The 12,236-nt window shown below is 60.5% G+C and carries 11 protein-coding genes; 8 read left to right on the top strand and 3 right to left on the bottom strand.

Translation table 11 applies throughout. The features are described from left to right. Window positions 1-62 precede the first annotated feature (62 nt). The 3 genes from AB9L16_RS10775 to AB9L16_RS10765 are packed head-to-tail and all read left to right on the top strand — an operon-like array spanning window position 63 to window position 2,534. Window positions 63-755: a fumarylacetoacetate hydrolase family protein gene (locus AB9L16_RS10775; RefSeq protein WP_095179706.1), complete on the top strand. Its 693-nt coding sequence runs from the start codon at window positions 63-65 to the stop codon at window positions 753-755. A 32-nt stretch (window positions 756-787) separates the two neighbouring features. Further along, a complete protein-coding gene (locus tag AB9L16_RS10770; protein ID WP_375123531.1) occupies window positions 788-1,546 on the top strand; it encodes an SDR family oxidoreductase in 759 nt (252 codons plus the stop codon). Between the two features lie 31 nt (window positions 1,547-1,577). Then, window positions 1,578-2,534, top strand: coding sequence for a 2-hydroxyacid dehydrogenase (locus tag AB9L16_RS10765; RefSeq protein ID WP_375123530.1), 957 nt, complete (start codon window positions 1,578-1,580; stop codon window positions 2,532-2,534). Window positions 2,535-3,424: 890 nt separating this feature from the next. Here the strand turns inward: AB9L16_RS10765 and AB9L16_RS10760 are convergent. Both AB9L16_RS10760 and AB9L16_RS10755 read right to left on the bottom strand, forming a co-directional pair. Further along, complete coding sequence (locus AB9L16_RS10760; RefSeq protein WP_122601616.1) at window positions 3,425-3,766, bottom strand: hypothetical protein; 342 nt, start codon at window positions 3,764-3,766, stop codon at window positions 3,425-3,427. 85 nt (window positions 3,767-3,851) lie between these two features. Beyond that, the gene (locus AB9L16_RS10755; RefSeq protein ID WP_310219609.1) at window positions 3,852-4,493 is read right to left on the bottom strand and encodes a class II glutamine amidotransferase; all 642 of its coding nucleotides are present in this window, start codon (window positions 4,491-4,493) and stop codon (window positions 3,852-3,854) included. Between the two features lie 167 nt (window positions 4,494-4,660). Between AB9L16_RS10755 and AB9L16_RS10750 the strand changes: the two genes are divergently transcribed. The 4 genes from AB9L16_RS10750 to AB9L16_RS10735 all read left to right on the top strand — a co-directional run bounded on the left by AB9L16_RS10750 (window position 4,661) and on the right by AB9L16_RS10735 (window position 7,250). Further along, window positions 4,661-4,909 (top strand): hypothetical protein, encoded by a 249-nt coding sequence (locus AB9L16_RS10750; protein WP_041480432.1) that lies wholly within the window; start codon window positions 4,661-4,663, stop codon window positions 4,907-4,909. A 105-nt stretch (window positions 4,910-5,014) separates the two neighbouring features. Further along, window positions 5,015-6,172, top strand: a complete 1,158-nt coding sequence (locus tag AB9L16_RS10745) for a GGDEF domain-containing protein (RefSeq protein WP_375123529.1) — start codon at window positions 5,015-5,017, stop codon at window positions 6,170-6,172. Between the two features lie 8 nt (window positions 6,173-6,180). Further along, a complete protein-coding gene (locus AB9L16_RS10740) occupies window positions 6,181-6,696 on the top strand; it encodes a PaaI family thioesterase (protein ID WP_375123528.1) in 516 nt (171 codons plus the stop codon). A gap of 32 nt (window positions 6,697-6,728) precedes the next feature. Next, complete coding sequence (locus AB9L16_RS10735) at window positions 6,729-7,250, top strand: hypothetical protein (protein ID WP_375123527.1); 522 nt, start codon at window positions 6,729-6,731, stop codon at window positions 7,248-7,250. Here AB9L16_RS10735 and AB9L16_RS10730 read toward each other — a convergent pair. Next, on the bottom strand, window positions 7,199-9,403 hold the full coding sequence (locus tag AB9L16_RS10730) for an OsmC domain/YcaO domain-containing protein (protein ID WP_110599287.1): 2,205 nt from the start codon (window positions 9,401-9,403) through the stop codon (window positions 7,199-7,201). The two genes, AB9L16_RS10735 and AB9L16_RS10730, sit on opposite strands and share 52 nt — an antisense overlap. Before the next feature lie 220 nt (window positions 9,404-9,623). Between AB9L16_RS10730 and AB9L16_RS10725 the strand changes: the two genes are divergently transcribed. Continuing rightward, window positions 9,624-12,233, top strand: coding sequence for an EAL domain-containing protein (locus AB9L16_RS10725; RefSeq protein WP_375123526.1), 2,610 nt, complete (start codon window positions 9,624-9,626; stop codon window positions 12,231-12,233). Window positions 12,234-12,236 lie beyond the last annotated feature (3 nt).

Here is a 12,236-nt window from a genome sequence, read left to right as displayed (position 1 = left end):
TCGTCCAACTTCGCCGACGCCAGCCGCCGTACGCTGCCCTTTCAAACAGGATGACCCGCAGGATGAACATGACCGAATACGTCTTTACCCCGGATCTGCCCGTGACCTTGCCGGTCCTCGGCACCGAGCAGCGCTTCCCCGTCGGCCGGGTGTTCTGTGTCGGCCGCAACTACCCATGGCCGGACTCTCAAGGCCAGTCGCGCCAGCCGCCGGTGTTTTTCATGAAACCGGCAAGCTGCGTGGTCGATGCCGTCGGCGACGTCGCCTTCCCCTCAGTGTGCGAGGACTTCGTTCACGAAATCGAACTGGTCGTTGCCATCGGTGAAGGCGGCGCCCATATCCCTGAAGATCAGGCTCTGGCCTACGTCTGGGGCTACGCTGCCGGCCTCGACCTGACCCGCCGCGATGTTCAACGCGCAGCCAAGAGCAACGGCTTGCCGTGGGAAGGCGCCAAGGTGTTCGACGGCGCCGCGCCGATGACTGCCGTTGTCCCGGTGAGCCGCTGCGGCCATCCCGAGGGTGAGTTGTGGCTGAACGTCAACGGCGAAGAACGCCAGCGCGACAACCTCGACAGCCAGATCTGGTCGGTCAGCGAAGTGATCGCGCGCATCTCGCAATCCGTGGCCCTGCGCGCCGGCGACCTGATCATGACCGGCAGCCCCGCCGGCGTTGACAGTCTGCAACCCGGCGATGTGATCAGCGCTGGCATCGACGGCATCGGCCACCTGGAAATGCGCGTCGGCCCACGGCCCTGATCCTGCGGATTAAGAAAAAGGAGAACAACAATATGACGACCTCTTTGAAAGTCGCGCTGGTGACCGGCGCCGGCAGTGGCATCGGCCGCGCCGTGGCGCTGGGCCTGATGGCCGACGGCTTCACCCTCGTGCTCGCCGGTCGCCGGCCCGAGCCCTTGCAAACGCTGGTCGAACTGGCGCAGAGCCAGGGTCATCAAGCCTTGGCGGTGCCCACCGACGTGCGTGATCCGGCCAGTGTCGACGTGCTGTTCGCGACCATTGCCGAGGTCTACGGGCGCCTCGATGTGGTCTTTAACAACGCCGGCGTCAACGCCCCCGCCGTGCCGCTGGACGAGCTGACCTTCGAGCAATGGCGCAACGTGATCGACACCAACCTCAACGGTGTCTTTCTCTGCGCTCGCGGCGCGTTTGGGCTGATGCGCAAACAACAGCCGCAGGGCGGACGAATCATCAACAACGGCTCGATTTCCGCACACACACCGCGCCCCTTCAGCAGCGCCTACACCGCGAGCAAACACGCCGTGCTCGGCCTGACCAAATCCCTGGCGCTGGACGGCCGCGAATTCAACATTGCCTGCAGCCAGATCGACATCGGCAATGCCCTGACGGAAATGTCGGTGCGCATGACCAAAGGCGTACGCCAGGCCAACGGCAGCATCGCCGTCGAGCCGATGGTCGACGTCAAACACGTCGCCGATGCAGTGCGCTACATCGCCGGCCTGCCGCTGTCGGCCAACGTCCTGAACATGACCGTCATGGCCAGCGCCATGCCGTTTGCCGGCCGCGGTTGAGCCGGCCTTTTTATTGCGTAACGAGGTAGCCATGAAGCCAGAAATCCTGCAACTGAGCCCGATCCTGATCCCGGCAATCAACGCGCGTCTGGACGAACTGTTCACCGTACGCCGCTACTTCCAGCAAGCGGACAAACCCGCCTACATAAAGGAACACGGCGCCAACATTCGCGGCGTCATCACCGGCGGCCACACCGGCATCAGCCAGGCGCTGATGGCGCAACTGCCGAACCTGGAAGTCGTCGCGGTCAACGGCGTCGGCACCGATGCCGTTGACCTCGCCTACGCCCGCGACCGTGGCATCCGCGTGACCGCCACCATTGGCGCCCTCACCGAAGACGTCGCCGATCTCGCCATCGGCCTGCTCATCTCGGTCTGTCGCGGCTTGTGCACCAGCGACCGCTACGTACGCTCCGGCCAATGGCCGCAAAGCCCAACCCCACTCGCCCCGCTGCCCTTGGCCCGACAAGTCTCCGGCATGCGCATCGGCATCGTCGGCATGGGCCGCGTCGGCCGCGCCATCGCCACCCGCGCCGCCGCCTTCGGCTGCCCGATCAGCTACACCGACCTGCAACCGATGAGCGACGTCCCCCACACCTTCGTCGCCGACCTCAAACAACTCGCCCGCGACAGCGACGCCCTGATCCTCGCCGCCGCGGCGGACAAGGGCGAAGCGATCATCGACGCGCAAGTGCTGCAAGCGCTGGGCAAGGACGGTTATTTGATCAACGTCGCCCGGGGCAAACTGGTGAATGAGACGGCTCTGGTTGCCGCGCTTGCGGCTGGCGAGATTGCCGGGGCTGGGCTGGATGTGTTTGTCGATGAACCGAATGTGCCGGAAGCGTTGTTTGGTAATGAACAGGTGGTGCTGCAACCGCATCGGGCCAGCGCCACGCTTCAGACACGCACGCGGATGGGGGAAATGGTTGTGGCGAGTCTGGTAGATACGTTTGCGGGGAAAGTGCCGGTTGGGTGTGTGACGGGGTGAATGGTTGTTTGGGATAGGCTGCAGATTGCGTTGAGTCAGTGAAACCCAGCCCCCTCACCCCAGCCCTCTCCCCCCAGGGGGCGAGGGGGAAAGGGAGCCGATCTTCGTTGAATTCAAGAACGAGCTCGACGCAGAGTCTCAGGTCGGCGCATCTTCAACAAACACCTCGACCAAGTCCCCTCTCCCTCTGGGAGAGGGTTAGGGTGAGGGCCGTCCCTGGAGAAACCGGATCGCAAGACAAAAGAACACTCCCCAATCATCATCGTGTTGCCAGATACACAGCCATCGCGAGCAGGCTCACTCCTACAGTTTTGATCGGATGCATTCAGTGAGAAAACGGTCGGCTGTCAGGCCGCCTTCGCGAGCAAGCTCGCTCCCACAGAAAAGCAAAAAGCAAAAGCAATCCGCCTCCTGCTTTTCACCACTCAATACAATGAGCGCAAGCTCGAGTGGCTCTTGATCCTGGAGCCCGTCGGCAGGCTGAGCGGAGGGATTGATCCGGGCGTGGGAGCGCAGCGACCGTACGACGCAGTCGTACACAGCGGAAGGAGGTGCAGCGAAGCAAACCGTAGCCGCTGCGCCCGGATCGATTCCGGAGCGAAGGTACCCCGAGCCTCAGCGAGCGGGCCGAACGTCAGGGCGCAGCCTTTTGGTTACTTTTTGCTGGGCCGGCATTCCGGCGTTTGAAAAAGTGACCCGCTGTAAGAGCGGAACCGTAATCAGCCACACCCGCAGAAACGGATATACACCCAAAACCCGAAGAGCATGGTCGGCCCAAAGGCCGCCAAGTCCAAAAAAAAGCCCCACAACCGAAAACCAGTGTGGGGCGATAAAATTGGTTGGTTGCGGCCAACCAAAGGAGCTCTGTCAAAACCATTCAAGCACTCAGATCAAATGCACTCCTGAGCCGCCCGCTCAAAACTCGAAGGCAACAAATTCGACGCCAGCAAATGCCGCTCATAAATGAACACCTTGCCGCCCTTCCCCGCCTTGTACGCCTCCAGCACGTTGTCCGCCGCCACCTTGCTCGGCACCACAATCCGATAACTGCGCTGACTCTGCGAAACCGTCGGATTCAACGCACTGCCCTGCAACTTCGGCACCACGCAATCGGCGTACTGCGCCGGCGTCTTGCTGGTCTGCAACGTCAGAGTCGGATCGTTCGGCGCCGAAGCGCAACCGGCGAGCAACAGGGAAACAAAAGCCATGGCTGGCACGAATAAAGGACGCATGGGGTAAATCCTGAAAATAAAGGTTCGGTTCAACCGGCAACGGTTCGACTTCACGGCGCCGCCGTTGCCATTTACGTTTTGAGAATCAGCTCGACGCCACCAGGGCCTTGAGCGACACATCGAATTGCTTCAGCGCATTGAGTTGCAGATCACGCTGCTGATTGATCTGTGCCGCGATCTGCGGCGCCGCCCGGTCATGCACCCAGACCGAAGGCAGCTCCTGCTCGATTGCCCCCTCGGCCTTGCCGATGTATTGCAGGTCGGCGTCGTAGAACCGTGCAGAGAAGCGCGCCTCGACCAGACTGTTGCGCTGGGTCAGCAAGCGATTGAAGGTATCGAGCTTGACCACCACATCCGGATGGGCCTGAAGCAGCTCATCCAGATTGTCGTAAACGGTCACCGAGACGAACTGTTGCTGCAGCGAACTCATCAGCCAGTCGAGGGCCAGTTCCGGGTCGGAACTGCCGACAAAGGCGTCGCGGATTCGCGAATCCAGTGCGTCTTTCGCACCGTTGAGCGCCATGTCGTGGTAGCGCTCCAGATATTGCAGGTTCTGCAGTGTGTTTTCGCTCAACAACACCCCGACGGTCTGCGTGTGCTGCAGGGCCGAGGCGCTGGCGGCGATGGGTTGCAGGTGACACGACCGGGCGTCGTCTGCGTAAGCCGGTGCGATAACTACCCCGCCCATCAGCAGGGCGATCATTGCCAGTCGAGTCAGAATGTTCATCGCGCAATTTCCTTGAGCTGCGTCTTCGATGGAGGTGATTTTCCGCCGATCGCCGGCAAAGCAGAACTTGCGTTTCTTGATGGTCACTATTACTTCCAGCAATAGTTGCGCGTCGCGCAGACTGATGCACACTGAGCACATTCAAGAAAAATGATGAGGGTCTCGCCTTGAGAACGTTTGATCTGATCCGTGACGCCGTGCTGCCCGAATATCGCGACCGCGTAGCCGAATACCTGGTGCAGTACGAAAGCGTCCTGCTGGACAAAACCACCCGCGATGCGCAATTGATCCGCGACACTGCCCAGCAACTGCGCGGTTACCTGCGCGGGCTCAACACCACGCGGGTGCTGGGCATGGCCTATTGGGAAGAGCTCGATCGCCGCGTGGTAGACACCTGGCTAAGCCCGCAAGAGTGACCGCTGGAGCGCCAGTGGTCTGCCCGGCAACACGCCCCCTGCGAAAAACCTGACCAAACGCTTACAATCGCAGGCCTATTGCCATACAGACAGGCCTGCCCGGAAATGCCGCTCGACCCGCCAACGATGCTGACCATCACGATCGCCCTCGCAGCCGCTGCCGCGCTGTACCTGGCGGTCGAGTGGCGCAGCATCCGTGAGCCTTCGCTACTGTTCTGGAGCGCCGGTTTCGCCACCATCACCATCGGTTCCACCCTCGCGCTGCTGCGCAGCAGCGGTTTTCTGCTGCTGGGCATCTGGTTCGCCAACGGCCTGCTGGTGACCGCGCATTTCTTTTTCCTGCTCGGTGTGGCGCGCTTCACCCAGACCCGACTGTCGCCGGCGTGGTACCTGATTTTCGCAACCTGGCTGATCATGTTGATGTTGCCGGACAGGCCGCTGTGGTCCAAGGCCATGCTGGTGGCCAACTCAATGCTGGTGGCGATCCCGACCCTCAAGGCCAGTTCGCTGTTGCGCCCGCACGGCAAGTCGTTGAGCGTGGGCGCGGTGCAATTGCGTTATGTGCTGCTCGGCCATGGCATCTTTTATGTGGCCAAGGCCCTGACCGTGGTGATCCCCGGCACGCTGATCGATCTGGCGGCGTTTCGTGGCGAGATCATTCAGATCTCGCTGGTCGAAGGTGCGATGGCGATCATGTTGATCGCCCTGTCGATGACCGGCACCGAGCGTTATCGCCGGGAAAAGCAGATCGCCCGCCTCGCCGAGCGCGATCCGCTCACGGCCCTCTACAACCGCCGCGCCCTGGAAAAGCGCACGCCACGCCTGCTGGCCGGCGTATCCGCGCAAAGACCGGGTGCGTTGCTGTTGATCGATATCGACAACTTCAAACTGGTCAACGACCAGTACGGGCATATCGCCGGTGATCGCTTGCTGATTGCTCTGAGCGAGATGATCCGCGCCCAGCTGCCGCCCCATGCGCTGACGGCGCGGCTGGGTGGCGATGAGTTTTTGATGCTGCTCAACAACGCGTCAGCGGAAGCTATCCTTGAACTGGGCAACGCCTTGCGCGAACAGTTTCTGGCCCTCGCGTCGCACACCTATCCCACGTCCGCTGCGGTGACTTTGAGCATCGGCGCCACCCTGTTCGACAAACCGCCGGCCAGTCTGGCGGCGCTGATCGAACTTGGCGACGCCGCGCTCTACGAGTCCAAACGCGGCGGACGCAACCGCTTGCGCCTGTCCGGCCTCGCCACTCCAGGATGAAACCCGCCATGTCCAGCCACGACACCCCGCTGCAAGACCTCGCCGCCCCCGAAGGCGTTTGTTACGGCTGCGGCGGCCGCAATCCGCAAGGCCTGCACGTGAAAAGTCGGTGGGATGAGGATGGCCACCACGTCATCGCCGAGCATCTGCCCGAAGCTCAATACTGCGGCTGGCCGGATCTGGTTTACGGCGGGCTGATTGCCATGCTCGTCGACTGTCACTCCAACTGGACCGCCATGGCCTGGCACTACCGCGCGGAGAACCGCGAAGCCGGCAGCCTGCCGCGCATCGACTGCGTGACTGGCAACCTCGGGATCAAATTCATCAAACCCACACCGATGGGCGTGCCGCTGCTCTTGCGCGCGCGAGTCGAAGGTGAAGTCGGGCGCAAGACCCGGGTGATTTGCGAAGTGTATGCCGGGGAAGTGCTGACGGCGGTGGGTGATTCGGTGTTTGTGCGGGTGGATACGGGGCAGTTGGCGGATGCAGCGCATGGCCGCGAAAGCCAAAGCCCCTCACCCTAGCCCTCTCCCAAAGGGAGAGGGAACTGACCGAGGTGCTTGGTGCAGATACGCCGACCTGGGAAACCGAGCCGAACTCAAATCTTGAAAAAACCCCCACCCTAGCCCTCTCCCAGAGGGAGAGGGAACTGACCGAGGTGCTTGGTGGAAATACGCCGACCTGGGAAATCGAGCCGAACTCAAATCTTGAAAAAACCCTCACCCTAGCCCTCTCCCAGAGGGAGAGGGAACTGACCGAGGTGCTTGGTGCAGATACGCCGACCTGGGAAACCGAGCCGAACTCAAATCTTGAAAAAACCCTCACCCTAGCCCTCTCCCAGAGGGAGAGGGGATTGACCGAGGTGTCTGGTGGAAATAGGCCGACCTGGGAAACCGAGTCGAACACAAATTCTGAAAAGCTTGAAAATCGGCTCCCTCTCCCTCGGGAGAGGGCTGGGGTGAGGGGCTGCGGTTCAAGCCACGCAGCCACACTCAAGCCGAAAGCGAAACGTTCTGAGCCAGCTCTTCAACGCGACAAAGCCGCCACACCAGCCCGCGCCGCATGCAGCTTTTTATAGCTTTCGATCAAGCGCAAATGCCGATCCAGCCCTTCCAGCTTCATGCTCGTTGGCGTCAAACCGTAAAAACGCACACTGCCATTCACCGAACCAATCGCAGCATCCATACGCTCGTCACCAAACATCCGACGGAAGTTGGCCTCGTAGTCTTCCAGCTCGAGATCCTCGTCCAGCTCCATCTCCAGCACCACATTCACTGCCTGATAGAACAAGCCGCGCTCTACGGTGTTGTCGTTGTATTGCAGGAACGCCTCAACCAGATCCTTCGCCTCGTCAAACTTCTGCAGCGCGAGGTAGATCAGCAGGCGCAGTTCCAGAATCGTCAGCTTGCCCCACGGCGTGTTGTCATCGAACTCAATGCCGATCAGCGTGGTGATATCGGTGTAGTCATCCTGCTCGCTGCGTTCCAGGCCTTGGACCAGATTGCGCAGGCCAACCTTGCTGAGGTTGTGCAGATTGAGGATGTCGGCACGGAATTGCAGGGCTTTGTTGGTGTTGTCCCAGATCAGGTCTTCGATCGGGTAGATCTCCGAGTAATCCGGCACGAGGATGCGGCAGGCCTTGGCGCCGATGTGCTCGTAGACCGCCATGTAGACTTCCTTGCCCATGTCTTCGAGGATGCCGAACAGGGTCGCGGCTTCTTCGGCGTTGGAGTTTTCGCCTTGGCCTGAGAAGTCCCATTCGACGAATTCGAAATCTGGTTTGGCGCTGAAGAAGCGCCACGACACCACACCGCTGGAATCGATGAAGTGCTCCACAAAGTTGTTCGGTTCGGTCACTGCCTGCCCCGAGAACGTCGGCTGCGGCAAGTCATTGAGGCCTTCGAAGCTGCGGCCCTGGAGCAGTTCGGTCAGGCTGCGTTCCAGCGCGACTTCCAGGCTCGGGTGCGCGCCGAAGGAAGCGAAGACGCCGCCAGTGCGCGGATTCATCAGGGTCACGCACATCACCGGGAATTCACCGCCCAGCGAGGCGTCCTTGACCAGCACAGGGAAGCCCTGCTCTTCAAGGCCTTTGATGCCGGCGAGGATGCTCGGGTATTTTTCCAGTACCTCTTGCGGTACATCCGGCAGGGCCATTTCGCCTTCGAGAATTTCGCGTTTGACTGCGCGCTCGAAAATTTCCGAAAGGCACTGCACCTGCGCTTCGGCCAAGGTGTTGCCGGCGCTCATGCCGTTGCTCAGGTAGAGGTTTTCGATCAGGTTCGACGGGAAGTACACCACTTCACCGTCCGACTGGCGCACGAACGGCAGCGAGCAGATGCCGCGCTGCGTGTTGCCGGAGTTGGTGTCGTACAGGTGCGAGCCGCGCAGTTCGCCGTCGCGGTTGTAAATGCCAAGGGTGTAGTCGTCGAGAATCTCGCTTGGCAATTCGTCTTTCGGACCCGGCTTGAACCACTTCTCGTCCGGATAATGGACGAATTCGGCATTGGCGATGTCTTCGCCCCAGAACTGGTCGTTATAGAAGAAGTTGCAATTGAGGCGCTCGATGAACTCGCCCAGCGCCGACGCCAGTGCGCCTTCCTTGGTCGCGCCCTTGCCGTTGGTGAAGCACATCGGCGAATGCGCATCGCGAATGTGCAGCGACCAGACGTTGGGCACGATGTTGCGCCACGAGGCGATTTCGATCTTCATGCCGAGGTCGGCGAGGATCTTCGACATGTTGGCAATGGTCTGTTCCAGCGGCAGGTCCTTGCCGGCGATGTAGGTGCCTGCCTGGGAATCGGACTGCGGCATCAACAAGGCCTGGGCATCGGCGTCGAGGTTGTCGACTTCTTCGATGATGAACTCGGGGCCGGTCTGCACCACTTTCTTCACGGTGCAACGGTCGATGGAACGGAGGATGCCCTGGCGATCCTTGTCCGAGATGTCGGCGGGCAATTCGACCTGAATCTTGAAGATCTGGTTGTAGCGGTTTTCCGGGTCGACGATGTTGTTCTGCGACAGGCGAATGTTCTCTGTCGGGATGTTGCGCGTGTCGCAGTACAGCTTGACGAAGTAAGCCGCGCACAAGGCCGACGACGCCAGGAAGTAGTCGAACGGCCCCGGTGCCGAGCCATCGCCCTTGTAGCGGATGGGCTGATCGGCGATCACCGTGAAGTCGTCGAACTTGGCTTCAAGTCGAAGGTTGTCGAGAAAGTTGACCTTGATTTCCATGCGGGATTACCAGAATACGGCTAAACGAATGGCGGCCATTATCCGGTTTTTGTGCGGGAAGTCTCGCCCTTTCGGGATTCGCCGCTGGCCGGCGGTTCTGGAAATTCCAACGGATTCGCTACACTTTGAAAAAATCCAGGCGATACCAATAACAACAATCTGAACATTGTGCGCTCGCCATTGTTCTAGATTCAGAAGACACCGGATCAAGGACGAGCACATGGCCGTTATTCTCCCTGCGCAGCCAATCCCCACCCCGCAACGCGCCGTGACCCGGCGCCTGGCCATCGCCGTTGGCGCACTGTTTGTTGCGGGTGTCATCGCCGCGATCAGCACCTTGCTTGGCATCGCCAATACCCTGGATGCGAAAGATCTGGAACAGAACCAGTTCTATTCCGTGCGCGCCGTGGAAAACCGCATCACCGCGTCGAAAAACTACATCACCAGTTATGCCTACTGGACCCGCGCCTATGAGGCCTTGAGCGGGCCGATCGACGTCAATTGGGCCTACACCGAACAGAACATGGGCAAGACGCTGTTCACCAGCGACGGCTACGACGGCGTGTTCGTCCTTGATCGCAATCGCACCAAGTACGCGGTGATTCGCGGGCAGATGGTTGAAACCGACGTATCCAGCGTACTGCAAGCGTCCGCCTCGGCGCTGGTCGAGCAGGTGCTGAGCCAGCCTGATCTGACCAAGCCGATCAGCAGTTATTCATTGTTCGAAGGCTGGCCGGCGCTGATCACCGCTGCCGCGATCATTCCCAATGACGAGCGCCCGCTGGATGAATTGAGAAACACCTCGGTGCTGGTGTTCGTCGACAAGCTGACCCCGACCAAACTGCGCAAGATCGGCAGCGGTTATGGCCTGACGAACCTGACCCTGGTCCCGGATGAAACCATTGAGAAAGGCCATCCAAGCGTGCCCCTCGACAGCACCGGCTACAGTCTGGTCGCCGACCTGCAGCGACCCGGTCAGCAATTGCTGTGGACGCTGGTGCCGCCGCTCGGCGCGACGTTTCTGGTGCTGATGCTGCTCACCGCCTATTTTTTCCGCCATGCATTGCGCTCATCGCAATACGTCGACAACAGCATTCATGCCATGCAGGCCTCGAATCAGGCACTCGAGAAAGCCAATCATGCCCTCGAAGCCAGTGAAGAACGCTTTCGCGCCGTGGCCGAAGCGGCGTCGGACTGGATCTGGGAAGTTGATGATCAGTTGGCGCTGACCTATCTGTCGGCGCGCTTCAGCGAAGTCACCGGTTACCCGCAAGCCCTGTGGCTGGGCCAGGACATCGGCGAATTACTGTCTTGCGACACCACACCACTGGAGCTGTGGCTGCGCAAACTCAGCGAAGAAAACAGCGCCAGCGATTTGCGCTGCACTTATCGCGATCACTCCGGGCAGCCACGCCACTGTCGGCTCTCGGCGCGGCCGATTTTCGACAAGAACAGCGTCGTCGGCTATCGCGGTACTGCCAGCGATATCACCGACGAAGTCGCCGCCCATGCGCAGATCCAGCACCTGTCGATGCATGACGCCCTGACCGGCCTGCCCAACCGCAACAAACTGGCGCGTTATCTCGACGACGTCCTGGTATTGAAGGAACACGCGCCACCGCTGTCGCTGCTGATGATCGATCTGGACAACTTCAAGCCGATCAACGATTCCCTCGGCCATCCTGCCGGTGACGCGGTTCTCCAGGAAGTCGCCACGCGCCTGCGCGAATGCACCCGCGAGCACGACATCGTCGCCCGTCTCGGTGGTGATGAATTCGTCGTGGTGCTCAACGGCATGGACAGCCATAACGAGATCGACAAATTCTGCACACGGCTGATCGGCAGCCTGCATCAACCGATCAATTACGAACAACATCCGCTGCACATCGGCGCCAGCATCGGCATCGCCCTGAGTCGTCGACACGGTTTTGCCGCCAGCGATCTGATCCGCTACGCCGACATCGCGCTATATCAGGCCAAATCCGACGGCAAGAACACCTGGTGCTTCTTCGAAGCGCACATGAGCGACCAGATCCAGACGCGCCGGCAAATGGAAGATGACTTGCGCCATGCGCTCAAGCACAACGAATTTGTCCTGCACTATCAGCCGCGCTACAAGGTCGACGGCAAACACATCGTTTCAGTCGAAGCGCTGGTGCGCTGGCAGCATCCGACCCAAGGGTTGCTCGGACCGGACGTGTTCATTCCGCTGGCCGAGCAGACCGACCTGATCGTCCCGCTGGGCCGCTGGGTGCTGCGCGAAGCCTGCGAAACCGCGCTGGAATGGCCCCATGACATTCTGCTGTCGGTCAACCTCTCGCCTGCGCAGTTCGCCCTCAGCGATGTCGTCGAGGATGTTCGTGAAGTGCTGGTGGATACGCGTTTCCCGGCCAGCCGTCTGGAGCTGGAGATCACCGAGAACGTGATGCTCAATGACACCGACGGCGCGCTGACCACCATGAATCAGCTCAAGGAGCTCGGCGTACGCCTTAATATGGACGACTTCGGCACCGGTTATTCGTCGCTCGGTTACCTACGCGCCTATCCATTCGACGGGATCAAGATCGACAAACGCTTTATCGCCTCGATCAGCAGCGGCGCCAACGACCGTGCCGTGGTGCAGGCGATCATCGGTCTGGGCAAAGCCATGGGGCTGACGGTGACGGCCGAAGGCGTCGAGACCGAGGAGCAACTGGCGATTCTCGGCAAGGATCAATGCAACGAGGTGCAGGGTTATTTCATGAGTCGACCGATCGACAAGGCGGCTTTTGCTGATCTGCTACGGGCTTCGCGACTGTCGCTGGTGAGCAAAAAAGGTCGGGTGACGTGAATA

Source organism: Pseudomonas sp. LW8 (assembly GCF_041956865.1).
In the GTDB taxonomy this organism is placed as follows: Bacteria; Pseudomonadota; Gammaproteobacteria; order Pseudomonadales; family Pseudomonadaceae; genus Aquipseudomonas; species Aquipseudomonas siliginis.
This window is presented reverse-complemented; position numbering and strand designations above follow the sequence as displayed.